The sequence below is a fragment of the Acaryochloris thomasi RCC1774 genome (assembly GCF_003231495.1).
In the GTDB taxonomy this organism is placed as follows: domain Bacteria; phylum Cyanobacteriota; class Cyanobacteriia; order Thermosynechococcales; family Thermosynechococcaceae; genus RCC1774.
On record NZ_PQWO01000009.1, the window covers coordinates 64,138 to 78,743 of the forward strand.

Sequence of the window (14,606 nt, forward strand, 5' to 3'; positions counted from 1 at the left end):
ATTTGCCTGCCCAGTAAATGTGAAACTATGTGCAAATTGCGTCAGTACAAAAAGCTTCCAGGTGTACTTATACAACCGGCTCAAGTTCTATAAAATAGGCCCGCGTCATAGACTTTGGACGGTCGTCAAAATATTTTTCTTGGTTTTTATTCTGAGGTGATCTCAGCCAACTTGTTATGTCAAGAGTATGCAGCGATTGCCACAAACAGACTGTATTAAGCACTACTTATAGCTGTACCCGGCTGAGTTGGGACAGCCTTTCTTTGATACAGATGGGTTTCAGCCATTTTTATGTCCTAATCAATACGTGTATTGCTATAAAACCTGATTTTGAATAGTGGAATTAGCGGCAGCAGAAATGATATTTAGGAGGGAAGGGCTGGTGCTAATCGATGTAACTCTTTCTTGAGCAATAGCCATCGGATGCTTCCCAAAATAACGGAGAAGTTAGATGAACGAGGCTGTATGTAGCGCGTTGTAATGGGTGGTAAATTCTGGAATCTTCCTAAGTCTCTCCTTCTAAGAGGCTAAGGAAGATTACGCAGCCAACCCTGTATAAAAGGGCTCTATGTATAAAAAGGATCTATACAACGGAGATAGAAGCGTTGCTCAAAGAATCTGTACAGTAATCAGATAGATGAGGACTTCTACAACTATCTTTTTGCCAAAGCACCGGGCAAAAGCTTTCGTCCATCTCGATATTGCCGACCCGTTTGTAGCGACCATAGATGTATTCAGTAAAAAAATCGGGGGGTAGAAAATTTTCAAGAATCAGAAATCCATCGGCTTTAGGTTGCTCAATCTGAGTTGGAGAAAGACGGATAGGCTGATAGGTCATCACGGTATCCTCTGTCTTCAGCAAGAGAAAAATGTAGTTGATATATCAACGCCAACATTTTCTACTTGTCATAATAAGTTTTCTGCTTTAAAAATTAGTGTGCTTCGTTACCCTTTATGCAATCTCAAACCTCACTGACGGTTCAGTCTGGTTATCTGAACATCGTGGCTAGCAACTTCGATGCCCGTCCCATGAGTTCGATGACGCCCGGAGGCCACCGCATTGGATATGAACCCAGCTTGGCCCACGCGGTCTGCAAGCATCTTGGTCTCACCCCCGTGTGGCACAATCTGCCGATGCAGGATTTCTATGCCTGTCTGCAGTTTACTAGCCCCAGAACCAGTCCCTATGATGTTGTGTGGTTCAATCAGGCGATCACACCTGAGCGACAGCAGTGGGTGACGTTCACCCAGCCCTACGGTTTATTTGATGAGGCTGTGTTGGTGCGGCAGACTAATATTATCTCCTCGCCGGATGAGCTGAGGGGGCAGCGAGTTGGGGGCTTAGCAGACAGTACTAATATTGTCTTGGTTGGGGGTTTTGCGGATGCGATCGCAGTTCCCTACCCCGGCAGCGATAAGGTTCTGCCTGAGATGTTGGCAGCATTGAGGGCTGGGGAGATTGATGCCCTCATTGATGATGAACTGGTGTTGATGGTCGCTGCAGAGTAAGATCCCAATCTTCGCCTGGCCTTTAGCTTGCCAACTCAGGCTCAGTTTGCGATCGGTGTTTCCAAAGATCGGCCTCTGTTAGTTGAAAAATTGGATGATGCACTTTCAGCCTTACAGGCTGATGGCACAATGGCGCAGCTCTGGGAGCAATGGATTCCCTGGAAACCGTTTCCGTTCAATCTCCAATAGGCAGATCAGAAGAATCGCAGGGACGCGGACTTCATAATTGCTTGGGCTGTGTCGTAAAAAGTTGGTGCGATCAGTCGTCGGTGTAATCCAGAAAATCTAATTGTCTTCCACACTTGACTGGCACTGCTCCTTTAAGGAGTGATTGCTAAGATGTTTTTGCAGTATTAGTTTTAGAGGCTATTTATAAAGGAAAGCTGAAGTGAGGGTAGTTAGTTGTCTATTGATCATAGATTTCAAGTGTCGCGTTGTTTTGCACTCTATGTCTGATAAACCCTACGCCACTGACCTGACCGATGCAGAGTGGTCTATCTTGTCGCCTTTGATTCCTAAAGCTAAAACAGGCGGTCATCCCCGCACAGTAGATATGCGCTCAGTTTGTAATGCGATCTACTACCAACTCAAAACAGGCTGTCAATGGCACCTACTTCCCCATGATTTTCCGCCCAGCTCAACAGTCTATTTCTACCACCGCAGATGGCAGCGCCATGGCCACTGGGAACAGATGAACCATAGACTGCGTGAGCAACTACGCCAAAAGCTAGGCAGAGATGCCCATCCCAGCGCACTTGCAACAGATAGTCAGTCGGTCAAAACGACTGAAAAAGGGAAGAGGTGTATGGCTTTGATGGCGGCAAGAAAGTCAAAGGCAGAAAGCGTCATGTCCTCGTCGATAGCTTAGATCTGCTGTTGAAGGTGGTGGTCACTGCGGCCAACACCAGTGAACGATTAGCTAGCGCCTATGCCCTGATGGAGTTATGGGATGAGTACCGAAAATGTCTCAATTACGTCAAGGTATTGTGGGTTGATGGCGGCTATAGCGGCGACAAGCTTGCATTGGCGGTATGGCTGATGATTCAAGCAAAGGTCGAAGTGATTCAACGCATGGGGCCAGAGTTTGAACTTTTACCTAAGCGGTGGGTCGTTGAACGCACCTTTGAGTGGCTCAACTGGTATCGGCGTTTGAGTAAGGATTACGAGCGCTTACCAGACATGAGTGAGGCGGCTATCTATGCGGTGATGACGAGAATCATGCTGAAACGATTAGCGGCCTAAAGATTCACTTTATAAATGCCCTCTGAGCAAATGCAAAACTTGTTGATTGCTGAGCAAGTCATTCATCGGTTGTGTGGTCTCTTTTTAGGGATGACAAGGTAGCTATAGCTTAGTATTTGCGACACAGCCCAGATTCTGATCGTATCAGAACGGCTCCACTTATTCAGGCTGGATACTCAGGGCTGACAGTTTCGGTTTTATTGCTCCTTTTCGTCCTATTGGGATGCATAAGGGAGTTCTAGAAACTGGATCGCTAATAATCTGGCTCTCTAAGCCGAATACTGCTCGCATCATTGCTTCAGTCATCACCTGTTTGGGATTGCCTTGGCTGCAAATTTTGCCTGCTTTTACCACCACTAGATGATCGGCATACCGGCACGCCTGATTCAGATCGTGCAGCACCATCAAAATCGTTCGGTTCTGCTGTTGGTTTAAGTCATAGAGCAAATCTAAAATCTCTATCTGGTGCGCAAGATCAAGATAGGTTGTGGGTTCATCTAATAGTAAAATTTCGGTATCCTGAGCTAAAGTCATAGCGATCCAGGCTCGCTGGCGTTGTCCACCAGATAGATTGTCCAGAGCACAGTGGGTAAATTCCTGCATTTGAGTAATAGACAAAGCCCAATTCACCTTTTGCTCGTCTTCTTTAGACCATTGCTGCAACCAGCTTTGATGAGGGTAGCGACCCTGAGCGACCAGATCTTTCACTGTCAAACCCTCGGGTGCAGTGGGGCCTTGGGGCAGCAAGCCTAGGCGTTTTGCAATCTCTTTTGTTGAAAGTTTTGTGATCGCATCCTCGCCTAAGTACACCGTCCCTTGCCTAGGCTTCAATAAGCGTCCAAGTCCCTTCAGTAAGGTAGATTTGCCGCAGCCATTTGGCCCCACCAACATCGTAATCTTACCGGTTGGAATCGCCAAATTAAGAGACTCAATAATGGTCTTACCTTCGTAAGCCAGTGTTAGATTACGAGTTGTCAAGGCTACTGAGGAAATAGAGTTAACCATGAAGACTTGAAATATTTACGAGGAAACCATTGCCAGAGCGCGAAGAGGTTTAACTAAAATCACGGAGCATTTTCTTGATTTCGAGATTATGCATCTCCTCTTGGCCTATTTTGGTGCGAACATATTCTTTCAGATAAATGCTAGCGTCCTCCACCACATCTAAGAGCTTCTTATACATCTCCAATGCAGTTTGTTCATGGTTGAGGCTTTCTTGCAAAAGATCTGTGACCGAATGTTGATGAGTTTCTTCAATGGTAGAGATGCGCTGGCTGGGATGCCCCTCTAAGCCGGTAATGATCTCCCCCGCTTCTTGAGCATGAAGCAATGACTCTTCAGCCTGCGCCTTGAAGAAGGCCACAATCGGGATGCGGTTTGGTCCAGTCACCATTAGAGAGTAGTGGGTGTAACGAACTACGCCAGCTAGCTCAAATTCCATGATTTGATTGAGTAGCTCAGTGGTGCTCTTGATATCAAGATCTTTCATTCAGGTGTAGAAGAATCCGCAAGTTTATCAGAAAATATGAGGCTTGTTTCTGGGTAAAGCTAGAACTAACGTGTGCTTTATCACTTTTATCGAGACTGTGCTGCTTGAGAGCAAACACGCCTCAGCGAAATACATCTTAACAAGAAATATTCTCGCTAATCATACGCTTGATGAGACCCGCAAATCAAGCAAGTTAACCACTCTAGGTCAGGAAGACCGCAGGGCCACAACTGCAAACAGTAAAAAGAGCCCACCCCCTGCCGCCGTAAGGGTCCGTTCTGAGATCCGTCCGCAGATGAATCGACCGCTGCTCACCGCAATTGCGGCACAGATTGCATGACCCAGTACGGCTCCTAATACAACCCCAATGGGGGGATTAGCTGCTGCGAGGGCTATGGTGGCAATTTGAGTGCGATCGCCCCACTCGGCAATGAAGGTTAGCCCGAAGGTTTCCGCAATGACTGCAAAAGGCGTGCTGTTCCGTGTTTGTTCAGCTTTTTCCACGGCTGCCGCGGCTTCTTGTTCTTCAGAAGCACAGCCTGTTTTAGGCATTCTGCTGGCTTGGTAAAGCAGCTTCAGACCGAAGATGATAAATAAACTTATCTCGATCCATTTCAAGATGTGCTGAGGCATTAGGGTAGCAGCTTGCCCGACGAGTACTGATAGCGCTGTCATTAAGGCCAGAGCTGTGACGGCCCCAACAAAAACCCAGCGACGACGATGGCGCATTGCCAGAATCACGGAAATAAAGAAGGTTTTGTCGCCTAGCTCAGAAACGGTGATTAATACAAGGCTGGCTGTAAATGCGGTTAACATCTTCTCAATCCACTTCTCTTTGGTTAGGTCTTAGGGATTATGAGTTGCGATGGTCTCCGACCGGCCTTCAGCCATCGCGAATCAACAAATATAAAAAGTAAGGCGCACCAATCACGGCAGTGATAATCCCACAGGGTAGTTCAATGGGGGCAAACAGTAAGCGTCCGCATAAATCAGCGACAACTACCACTAACCCACCCGTCAACGCCGCCACCGGCAACAGTCCTTCATGGGACGGTCCTACCATTTGCCGTCCAATATGAGGAGCCATCAAGCCCACAAAGCTAATACTGCCTGCCGTTGCCACTGAAGATCCGGCCAGGGCCACGCTGCTTAGCAACAGTAACCCTCGCTGCACTTCTAGACGACTGCCCAAGCTTCGAGCAATATCGTCTCCAAGCTGCAGAGCATTGAGTTCTCGGCTCATGAGTAGGCTAAGGAACCCAAACACCAGTAGCCAGGGGGCAAACACCGTCAACTGCTCCCAACTGCGACCGTAGACGCTACCGGCTAGCCACACCAATGCCTGACTCACGTTATAGATATTGCCAAAGGTAACCATCAAGTTAGTTAAGGCACCCGCAATCAAGCTGAAGCCAACGCCAACCAGAACCAAACGCACGGGTGAGCTACCACCTTTCCAGGCCAGTAGATAAATGAGAATGGCGACGGTTAGTGCGCCACCGAAAGCCGCGAGGGGGATAAAAGCGATGGGCAATTCTGGGTAGAGCACAATTAGGGTGACGGCGGCTAGGGAGGCTCCAGCGTTAACGCCGATGATGCCGGGTGATGCGAGGGGATTTCGAGTAATTCCTTGGGTGATTGTGCCTGCGATCGCAAGTCCCATTCCTACACCCCAGGCAACTAAAGTTCTCGGTAGCCGCAGAGTCATCACAATAAAGGCATAGTCTGGATTATCTGTCTCAAGACCCAGCACCGTTTTAATCACATCCAGCGGCGGAACAAAATATTCACCTTGCCCCACGCTCAGAACCATTGCCGCCAACGTAACTAAGACTAATCCCAATATGATCGCTGGAACTCGTCGATCTAAGTGCATCGAGATCGGCAAACTTGAGGGACGCAAAATGAGCCATTGCTGTTTCATATCAACGCCTTACTTGCCAGCGAGTCAGATAGATGAAAAATGGTGCGCCCACCAGCGGCATTACCAGACCGACCGGTAGCTCTTGGGGCTGAATAATCAGCCTTGCCCCAATATCGGCAATCAGTAAAAGAATAGCTCCGGTAATTGCGGAGTAGGGCAAGATCCAGCGGTAATCAACGCCTACCCAAAATCGGACGATGTGAGGAATGATCAGACCGACAAAACCAATTGGACCTGCGATCGCAACTGAGCCACCGGCCAACAATACAATACTCACTGCAGCAGCGACCTTAATCCAGAGTGTATTTTGGCCCAGCCCCTGAGCGATGTCCTCACCCAGGCTCAGGGTCGTGAGCTGTTTCCCCATTAACAAGGCAATAATCATACCAACGGCTAGAAAAGGTAGAACCTGCACCACCAAATCGAGGTCTCGACCCGCCACCGATCCAGCTAACCAAAAGCGGATTTCTTCTAGAGTGCGCTGGCTCAAAATTAAGACGCCTGTCGTAATCGAGGAGACCAGCGCAGTGAAAGCGGCCCCCGCAATAGTGAGATTGAGCGGCGTCAATCCGCCGCGCCCCAATGAGCCCAGGAAGTAGACGGTGACGGCTGCAATTCCTGCCCCTAGAAGAGCGAATCCGGCATAGATGCTCAGTGAGGTTGTGCCGAGCCAAAAGACCGACCCGACAACGGCGAGTGAAGCCCCAGCATTAATCCCCAAGATACCGGGATCTGCCAGAGGATTCCGGGTCAATCCCTGCATCATGGCTCCGGCGACGGCAACGGATCCCCCCACAAGCACAGCGGTGAAGGAGCGCGGTAGCCTAACGGTGCGGATAATAAGTTGTTCTGTCGAGCCATCAAATGCAGTTAGAGAATGGAAAACCGTCTGCAGGCTGATATCCGCAACACCCAAAGCCACACTGGCCATAAAACAGATGCAAAGCAGCCCTAACCCCACAAGTATCCCCAAACCCATAGAAAGGGCAGGTCTAGAAGATCGACTTTTAGGCGCAATAGTAGCCACAGATAGAAAACTAATTAAAAATTGTTCCTAATTAAGGTTACATTCATTCGTTAAATATTCAGCGACAGATCCGCTGAGAGAATTTGAGCTACCAAAGTCTCCTCACCCTGAATAAACCTCTACCTGACCTTTCGCTCAACGGGGTAAAGGGCTATGCCTCTTGTCTTAATGATACAATTTCCTGATAAGCTCTTTCCCTGCCGTAGGCAATAGATCTTTAGATTGCATGACTCTGTTTCTCTCTATCCCTGAATATTTGAGCCAGTATCCTGACGCAGCGGAATTGCAGCAAGCTATTCGGCAGCCGTGGAGTATTCCTCTCAACGATGCTACGGGACGTAGTTATGGCTACCGTCAGGATGTCAACCTGCGACCAGGGTTATCCGTCTTAATTGATGACTATACGCTCCAGGACGATTTGATTGTCGAATTGAGCAGTAGTCAAGGTTATGAACCTGCTCGACTGGGATTAGAGATGAGCTTTCTCCTCTCGGGTCATAACCGAGCTGAAGGGGTTCAAGTCCACCATAATTTTCTCGATGTCAGTTGGGATAGTTCAGATGGTGGACAGTTTGACTGGCAAGCTGGAGAACGGATCTTGAAGCTTGATATTCATATCGAACCTTATCTATTCGAGACCCTTGTGGGTGAACAGCTTGAGGCGCTCCCCTGCACCTTCTGTGAGCTAATGCGAAATCCGCAGTTCAGTCATAAAAAATTCAGGCAGGTTGCTCCGACGACGGCCACCATGCAAACGGCTCTTCATCAAATTTTGCATTGTCCTTACCAAGGCTTAACCCGCTGGCTCTTTTGGGAAAGCAAAGTCTTAGAGCTGATCGCGTTACGGCTAGATCAGATGAGCCAATCAAGCGCTCCATTGATGACCCCCAATTGGTCTACAGACGATGTGGATCGTATCCATTACGCTAGCAGTATTTTACTTAAACACTTGGTTGATCCGCCTTCTCTTGAGCAACTAGCGCAGCTAGCAGGACTCAATGATCGCAAGCTCAAAGAAGGCTTTCGGCAGGTGTTCGGTACAACTGTTTTTGGCTACTTAACCCAGTATCGGATGGAAAAAGCCTGCCAGCTTCTTAGGCAGCAACAATCAGTGGCGGCGGTCGCGATAGCCGTTGGCTATGCTAGCCCCACAGCCTTTAGTGGCACGTTCCGGCGACGGTTTGGGATGTCCCCCAAAGGGTACCAGGTGGCAAAACGTAGAAGATATTCGTAAATAGTCCGTTTTAAAGAGAAAAATAGTCCGCTTCAAAGAGAAACACACGCTCCACGCCCCATAGAATTTAATTGCAAATAATTCTTGTTTGCATATTATCGGTGGATCTGATGGTTGAGTGGTGTGGGAAATGATGGTTACCAAAACGGTACGACTTGGGCTGTTAGCGATAGGTTGGCTAGGGATGACACCTGTGGCTTGGGCCGAGCAGTCTAATGCAGAAAATTTAGGAAAGACCAAGCATTTAGCTAATCAGCCTGTAGAAGGACTTGTTGCTGCAGATCAGACCATTAAGACGGGAAAAAGCCTTTCTCAGCAACCCCCAGCTTCTACAGTCAAAGATTGGATAGCTCAAATTAAAGCATCACAAGTGCAAATTATCAGCGTCAATCTAGAACAAACTGAAGCCGGTTTACAGATGACGCTGGATACAACTGACGGGACTTTAGAAACTCCAGCAACAACGGTATCGGAGAACACTCTAGTTGCTGAAATTCCGAATGCAGTTTTATCACTGCCGGAGGAAGAGACGTTTGAGCAAGTTAACCCAGTGCTGGGGATTGCTCTAGTGAGCGTGACGAGTTTACCGAATGATCAGGTGCGGGTGGCGATTACGGGCACAGACGCTCCGCCTACGGCTGAAATTACAGCCTCTGCATCGGGTTTAGCCTTTGCCGTTTTGCCAGGAACCGTCAGTACTGAAGGCACTGAAGAAGAGGAGCTTGAGATTACCGTTACGGCAGAGCAGAGCGGATCTGAATATTTTGTGCCTGAAGCAGGTGTCACCCGCACTGATACTCCTATTCTCGATACCCCTGCCAGTGTGTTTGTGGTTCCGCGTCAGGTGTTTGAAGACCAGGGAATCACCAAGTTTTCTGATGCACTGAGAACGACACCCGGTGTATCACAAACGTCAGCGCCTAACGCTAACTTTAACAATGTGAATATTCGAGGCTTTGATGTCTCTTCTCCCAGTTTGAGAAATGGCGTCCCTGAAGCCTTTTCGTTCTCTCTGCCCAGAGACTTGAGTAATGTAGAGCGACTGGAAGTTCTCTCTGGCCCTGCATCTATTGTTGGTGGTCAAATTTCTCCCGGTGGCATCATCAATATCGTCACGAAACAGCCTCTTTCATCCCCTTTCTATGAGCTATCGGCCAGCTATGGCAGTTTCAATACCTTTGACGGAGGGGTAGATCTTTCCGGTCCTCTCAACAGCGATCAGACATTGAGCTACCGTTTCAATGCTTCGTACCTGCATTCAGATACACGTGTTGATGTAGATAATGTTGATGTTGATCGTATCTCAATCGCACCTGTACTGAGATGGGATATCAGCGACCAAACAAAGCTAACCTTTGAAGGACTGTACCTCAACTCAAAAACTCCTCAGCGAACTGGGTTACCTGCTGTTGGTACTGTTTTAGATAACCCCAACGGCGAAGTCCCGAGAGATCAGTTTGTGGGAGAACCTGATTTTGACGGTAATGATCGACAAATTATTCAAGTTGGCTATAACTTAGAGCATCAATTGAGCGATAACTGGAAGCTGCACCATACATTTCGCTACAATAATTTTCAAATTGAGCAAAGAGAAGCCTTTGCCGATGCGCTACAGGATGACTTGCGAACGTTAGAGCGATCTGTATTTTTCGGTCAAGATAATTTTAATAATTTTCAAGCAACTGCCTATATAACAGGTCAGTTTGAGACAGGACCTTTTACCCACAAGCTATCAACGGGTATTGATTATAGCTTTGAAGAAGACTTTTTTAATTTTACCTTTGGCTCTGTTGATGCTGGAAACATTGACATTTTTGAGCCAGTATTTACCGGTATTGAGGGGCCGATTCCTGTTGCTGAAATTCAAGGTAGAGATACAAATAGAGGGATAGGACTTTATCTTCAAGATCAGCTAAGCTTATTGGATGATCGCCTCATCTTTGTGCTAGGTGGGCGAATTGATTTTATACGTTCTTCCACTGAGAGTTTTAGTGACGGCACCCCGGAAGAATCTCAAAGTGATACAGCTTTTAGCCCCAGAGTCGGAATTCTTTTCAAGCCCATTGAAAATGTTTCTCTATACGGCAGCTTTAGCCGCTCCTTTCAACAAGTCACGGGCATTAGTGCGACTGGCGAACTATTTTCACCCTCTCGCGGAACTCAATACGAAGTTGGTGTCAAAGCGGACTGGCTCGATAAAAGACTCTCGACCACACTTGCTTTTTTCGACATCACTCAATCGAATGTTCTGACAACCGATCCTAATAATCCTGCCTTTGAAATTCAAACAGGAGAGCAGCACAGTCGTGGAGTTGAGCTATCGGCCCAGGGAGAAATTCTACCCAATTGGAACGTGATTGCGTCCTATGCCTACACAGATGCAAAAGTGACGGAAGACAATAATATTCCCGTGGGCAATCGCTTTGCAAATGTGCCGGAGCACTCTGCTAGCCTATGGACGACTTACACCATACCTAGCGGTAGCTTGGCAGGATTGGGTTTTGGTCTAGGGCTATTCTATGTCGGAGAGCGGCAGGGAGATTTAGAGAATTCTTTTCAAATACCGAGCTATTTCAGAACCGATGCAGCTATTTACTATAAACGCGATAGATTCAAAATTGGGTTGAATGTGAAAAATCTGTTTGACATTGACTATATAGAATCTAGTGACGACATTCTCAGAGTTAACGTCGCTGACCCCCTTACTGTCCAATTGTCAGTTTCTTATGAGTTTTAGGATTGGGGCTGAGTTCTTAAACAATGACCTAGATCTTTTATATTTCAGTAGAATAAGTTCAGTCAAGTTGTGAAAAAAATACAGTTAAAGAAAACAGTACTCTATGGAAAATCTACGATTAATTGGATTTCAATCCATTGCAATCGCAGTTTCCGAATGTTTCTCTTATTCGCAATGACCGCCTTGATCATCGCTTGTAATCACGCCTCAAATCCGGCTGTCACTTCCCCCACTGATTGTCGAACGATTCAACATGCAATGGGAGAAAGCTGTGTTCCTACTACCCCCCAGCGCTTAGTGGCCCTGAGTTCGCCCACAATGGCAGATGCGATCGCACTAGGCGTACGGCCGATTGGTACAGTTTTACAAGACTTTGATTTTCAAAAAGCTCCGCCCTATCTAGAAGGACGACTACAGGGCATTGAAATTGTAGGCAAAGAAGAGCAGCCTGACCTAGAAAAAATTCTATCGCTTAAACCCGATCTTATTATTGGCCTGCAATATGACTCTGAGCCAGTCTATGACAAACTCTCACAAATTTCTCCAACCGTTTTAGATGATTGGAAGGGCTACCCTTCTTGGAAAGAACACTTTGATTTTGTGGCTCAAGCTTTAGGTAAAACCGAAGCAGCCCAACAAATATGGTCGCAGTACGATCAACGTATTCAAGAGTTGAGAACAGCCCTTGGTCCAGCTTACTCGGATCTTGAAATCTCATTTGTGAGGGTCTGCTGCGGCAATTGGGCCACGGATGTCAAAAACTCTTTTAGCGGCATGATTCTTGAAGATGTCGGCCTAAGTCGTCCCCCTGCTCAGGATATTGAAGTTGAAAATGGACTTGTTTTTCTCTCTGAAGAGGCCCTCACTCAGTTTGATGGCGACATTATTTTTCTGGTTGTCGATGCAGATCAAGATTCTGCAGATGCCTTAGAGCAGCTTAAGCAGAAACCCCTTTGGCACAAACTGAAAGCTGTACAGCAAGGGAAAGTCTATCCCGTCAATCTTGCAACATGGCGGGGCGGAAATCCCTTAGCTGCTGATGCCGTAATCGATGACCTTTTCAAATATTTGGTAAAAGTTCCAGATTCACAAGGCTCGAAGTCAGATCACAAAAATACGATGGCCGAGAATGCTCCTACTCGATAAATCTACCGCTCCTCCAGCCAGCTCTGTAAATCTGCCAAACTCGTGAAATCTAGCAGTGCCTCACTCAAATCTTCAAGTTCAGGCAAAGAAAGAGAGGCAAGGTGCGATCGCATTTCTTCCGGCAGCATTTGTCCTAGGCGATAAGTCAACTGGCGCATCACCACAGATAAAATCCCCTCCTCTTTTCCCTCTGCCTTGGCCTCTCGAATAGCACGAGGTTCCTCTGTTAAATCTAGACCTAACATTGCCTTGACCTCCGCTCGACTCGCGTTCTTTAGTTTGTACACCATAATTGAAGTCACTATGTCTATTATGTCTCGTCTTTTCTCCAAAGTGAATCCCGCCTGCTCAGTACGTGCGATCAGATCCCTCGCAGCTTCAGGCGCTTCATTCTCTTTCACAATCGTCAACACCATTGCCCCTACAGCAATCGGAAGAGAGTCGATCTCTCCCGCCTCATTCAGATATACGCGATGAACCTGGTTGCCATTGAGCAGCGATCGATGGGGATGAAGCTTACTCTGTTCAGCCGCGCGAGAAGGATAAATGATCACCGCCTGCCAATCTGAAAAACGAGCGCTGTTGCGGTAAAAGTACAGCGCCGATTCACTAAACAATCGCTCGTAGAGTTCTTCATCCTTTTGCATCTGGACTTCGCAGAAGAAAACGACACCTGGTTCATCTCCCTCTGGCGGCAGGAACACCCCGTCAATTTCGAACTTGGGTTCCTTGACGGCAACTGAATCGAATCGATAGCCAGCCGCATTATTCGGTCTTTCCCCCAGCAGATCGAACAGCAGCTCGGGCGATTGCTGAAACAGCTTGTAGAACAGAGGGTCACGCCGCATTGCACATCCATCGAAAATAAGGCTCAGTTTACAGTCCCCGCCTCACGCATAGAAAAACACGACCGTATTTCATAACGTCTCAGAACATCACGGTCCCTAATGCATTCTCTAAGCGATAAACCACTACCGTGCATACCTTCACTCTAATTTGGCTGGGTCAACTGGTCTCTACCATTGGCAGCTATATGACCAGCTTTGCTCTAACGCTTTGGGCATGGCAGCTTACAGGCTCCGCAACGGCTCTGGCGCTAGTGGGATTCTTTTACGAGTTACCTCAGATTCCGGTTGCCCTCTTTGCGGGCATCATTGTGGATCGCTTTAATCGCAAATATCTGATGATTTTGGGGGATGCAATTTCAGCCCTCTCTACCCTAATTCTGCTGCTGCTCCACTTAACCGGACAGCTCCACCTCTGGCATCTTTACCTGACTTCGGCTGCCATTGGCGGCTTCGGTCAAATTCAGCAGCTGGCCTATTCCACTTCCATAACGACACTGGTTCCGGTCCAGCACTATACCCGTGCCAACAGCATGAACTCTGTTGTGCATTATGGCTCTATTATTATTGCTCCGGCCGCAGCGGGCCTGCTCTACCCTGTCATTGGTTTAGCGGGGGTTTTGATGATTGATTTGGCGACCTTTGGCGTTGCGATCGCAACCCTGCTCCTCTCCCACATTCCTCAGCCCCCTCCAGAAAAAACAGGCTCTGCCAAGCAGACAGGAAAACTCTCTCGACTCTGGCAAGAAACCACATTTGGCATTCGTTATATCTGGCAGCATCCGCACCTACTGCGCTTGCTAATCATTACAGCCTTGTTTTGGTTCTTCCATGATCTCGGCAGCGCCATTGATGACCCCATGATTCTTGCTCGTTCCGGCAGCAACGCTCAGGTTTTGGGTGCTATTGGAACGGCTGCAGGTATCGGGGGCGTCACAGGTGCGATCGTGTTGACTGCTTGGGGCGGCCCTAAACAGCGTATTCATGGACTACTCATTGGTTTTATGGGGGCAGGACTCGCCAAAACATTTTTTGGACTGGGCCAAAATCTCAAGGTCTGGGTGCCTGCTCAGTTTTTTTCATCCCTTAACTTTCCGCTGTTGGGTAGCTCAGAAACAGCAATCTGGATGGAGAGCACTACACCTGAGATTCAAGGTCGAGTGTTTGCCGCGAACTCACTGGTGTTGCAAGGAGTAAGCACAATCGCAACCCTGATTGCCGGTCCTCTGGCTGAGCGTATTTTTGAACCTGCAGTGCATTCAAAAAAAGTGGCCTGGGTCGTTGAACCAATACTGGGAACTCAACTCGGTGCAGGCACTGCTCTACTTTATATCCTCACATCTTTGGCACTTGTGTTAGTTGGGGTGGGTGGATATTGCTTACCGCCTTTGTCTCAGGCAAACGATCCAGCACTGATTGACAGCCAGGAATCGCACGCAGATGAATAGCGATC

Annotated in this window: 14 protein-coding genes; 7 read left to right on the forward strand and 7 right to left on the reverse strand. The window is 47.8% G+C overall.

Features of this window, described 5'->3' with window-relative positions; all coding sequences use genetic code 11:
* Positions 1-583: 583 nt before the first annotated feature.
* On the reverse strand, positions 584-838 hold the full coding sequence (locus C1752_RS28965; protein WP_199464411.1) for a hypothetical protein: 255 nt from the start codon (positions 836-838) through the stop codon (positions 584-586).
* Positions 839-954: 116 nt separating this feature from the next.
* Here C1752_RS28965 and C1752_RS14925 point away from each other — a divergent pair, with 116 nt between their 5' ends.
* From C1752_RS14925 to C1752_RS14930, 3 genes are all read left to right on the forward strand, one after another.
* Positions 955-1,509, forward strand: coding sequence for a substrate-binding periplasmic protein (locus C1752_RS14925; protein ID WP_373276837.1), 555 nt, complete (start codon positions 955-957; stop codon positions 1,507-1,509).
* A 27-nt stretch (positions 1,510-1,536) separates the two neighbouring features.
* Entirely contained in the window at positions 1,537-1,698 is a 162-nt protein-coding gene (locus C1752_RS30545) for a hypothetical protein (protein WP_373276838.1), read from the forward strand.
* Between the two features lie 259 nt (positions 1,699-1,957).
* Positions 1,958-2,751, forward strand: a protein-coding gene (locus tag C1752_RS14930; RefSeq protein WP_110986877.1) for an IS5 family transposase whose coding sequence is annotated in 2 segments (ribosomal slippage) — positions 1,958-2,297 and positions 2,297-2,751 — 795 coding nt in all. Because the reading frame shifts where the segments join, the coding sequence is not laid out codon by codon here.
* Between the two features lie 159 nt (positions 2,752-2,910).
* Here the strand turns inward: C1752_RS14930 and C1752_RS14935 are convergent.
* The 5 genes from C1752_RS14935 to C1752_RS14955 all read right to left on the reverse strand — a co-directional run bounded on the left by C1752_RS14935 (position 2,911) and on the right by C1752_RS14955 (position 7,143).
* The gene (locus C1752_RS14935; RefSeq protein WP_110986878.1) at positions 2,911-3,756 is read right to left on the reverse strand and encodes an ABC transporter ATP-binding protein; all 846 of its coding nucleotides are present in this window, start codon (positions 3,754-3,756) and stop codon (positions 2,911-2,913) included.
* A gap of 49 nt (positions 3,757-3,805) precedes the next feature.
* Positions 3,806-4,240, reverse strand: a complete 435-nt coding sequence (locus C1752_RS14940) for a ferritin-like domain-containing protein (RefSeq protein WP_110986879.1) — start codon at positions 4,238-4,240, stop codon at positions 3,806-3,808.
* Between the two features lie 207 nt (positions 4,241-4,447).
* Complete coding sequence (locus tag C1752_RS14945) at positions 4,448-5,056, reverse strand: TMEM165/GDT1 family protein (protein WP_110986880.1); 609 nt, start codon at positions 5,054-5,056, stop codon at positions 4,448-4,450.
* 67 nt (positions 5,057-5,123) lie between these two features.
* Entirely contained in the window at positions 5,124-6,164 is a 1,041-nt protein-coding gene (locus tag C1752_RS14950) for a FecCD family ABC transporter permease (protein WP_110986881.1), read from the reverse strand.
* Position 6,165: 1 nt separating this feature from the next.
* On the reverse strand, positions 6,166-7,143 hold the full coding sequence (locus C1752_RS14955) for a FecCD family ABC transporter permease (protein WP_110986882.1): 978 nt from the start codon (positions 7,141-7,143) through the stop codon (positions 6,166-6,168).
* A 274-nt stretch (positions 7,144-7,417) separates the two neighbouring features.
* Between C1752_RS14955 and C1752_RS14960 the strand changes: the two genes are divergently transcribed.
* From C1752_RS14960 to C1752_RS14970, 3 genes are all read left to right on the forward strand, one after another.
* Positions 7,418-8,425 (forward strand): helix-turn-helix transcriptional regulator, encoded by a 1,008-nt coding sequence (locus C1752_RS14960; protein ID WP_110986883.1) that lies wholly within the window; start codon positions 7,418-7,420, stop codon positions 8,423-8,425.
* A 133-nt stretch (positions 8,426-8,558) separates the two neighbouring features.
* The gene (locus C1752_RS14965; RefSeq protein ID WP_199464412.1) at positions 8,559-11,162 is read left to right on the forward strand and encodes a TonB-dependent siderophore receptor; all 2,604 of its coding nucleotides are present in this window, start codon (positions 8,559-8,561) and stop codon (positions 11,160-11,162) included.
* 174 nt (positions 11,163-11,336) lie between these two features.
* Positions 11,337-12,308 carry an ABC transporter substrate-binding protein gene (locus tag C1752_RS14970; RefSeq protein ID WP_233501612.1) on the forward strand — a complete coding sequence of 324 codons (972 nt, stop codon included), beginning with the start codon at positions 11,337-11,339 and terminating at the stop codon, positions 12,306-12,308.
* 2 nt (positions 12,309-12,310) lie between these two features.
* On the opposite strand, the gene C1752_RS14975 is transcribed toward C1752_RS14970, so the two are convergent.
* The gene (locus C1752_RS14975) at positions 12,311-13,156 is read right to left on the reverse strand and encodes an Rpn family recombination-promoting nuclease/putative transposase (protein WP_110986886.1); all 846 of its coding nucleotides are present in this window, start codon (positions 13,154-13,156) and stop codon (positions 12,311-12,313) included.
* A 128-nt stretch (positions 13,157-13,284) separates the two neighbouring features.
* On the opposite strand from C1752_RS14975, the gene C1752_RS14980 reads away from it, so the two are divergent.
* Entirely contained in the window at positions 13,285-14,601 is a 1,317-nt protein-coding gene (locus C1752_RS14980) for an MFS transporter (protein ID WP_110986887.1), read from the forward strand.
* Positions 14,602-14,606: the final 5 nt, after the last annotated feature.

Coding starts and splice junctions, on each gene's coding strand:
- C1752_RS14945 (WP_110986880.1), bottom strand. CDS start 5,056: ATGTTAACCGCATTTACAGCCAGCCTTGTATTAATCACCGTTTCTGAG.
- C1752_RS14950 (WP_110986881.1), bottom strand. CDS start 6,164: ATGAAACAGCAATGGCTCATTTTGCGTCCCTCAAGTTTGCCGATCTCG.
- C1752_RS14940 (WP_110986879.1), bottom strand. CDS start 4,240: ATGAAAGATCTTGATATCAAGAGCACCACTGAGCTACTCAATCAAATC.
- C1752_RS14935 (WP_110986878.1), bottom strand. CDS start 3,756: ATGGTTAACTCTATTTCCTCAGTAGCCTTGACAACTCGTAATCTAACA.
- C1752_RS14960 (WP_110986883.1), top strand. CDS start 7,418: ATGACTCTGTTTCTCTCTATCCCTGAATATTTGAGCCAGTATCCTGAC.
- C1752_RS14970 (WP_233501612.1), top strand. CDS start 11,337: ATGACCGCCTTGATCATCGCTTGTAATCACGCCTCAAATCCGGCTGTC.
- C1752_RS14965 (WP_199464412.1), top strand. CDS start 8,559: ATGGTTACCAAAACGGTACGACTTGGGCTGTTAGCGATAGGTTGGCTA.
- C1752_RS14975 (WP_110986886.1), bottom strand. CDS start 13,156: ATGCGGCGTGACCCTCTGTTCTACAAGCTGTTTCAGCAATCGCCCGAG.
- C1752_RS28965 (WP_199464411.1), bottom strand. CDS start 838: ATGACCTATCAGCCTATCCGTCTTTCTCCAACTCAGATTGAGCAACCT.
- C1752_RS14925 (WP_373276837.1), top strand. CDS start 955: ATGCAATCTCAAACCTCACTGACGGTTCAGTCTGGTTATCTGAACATC.
- C1752_RS14955 (WP_110986882.1), bottom strand. CDS start 7,143: ATGGGTTTGGGGATACTTGTGGGGTTAGGGCTGCTTTGCATCTGTTTT.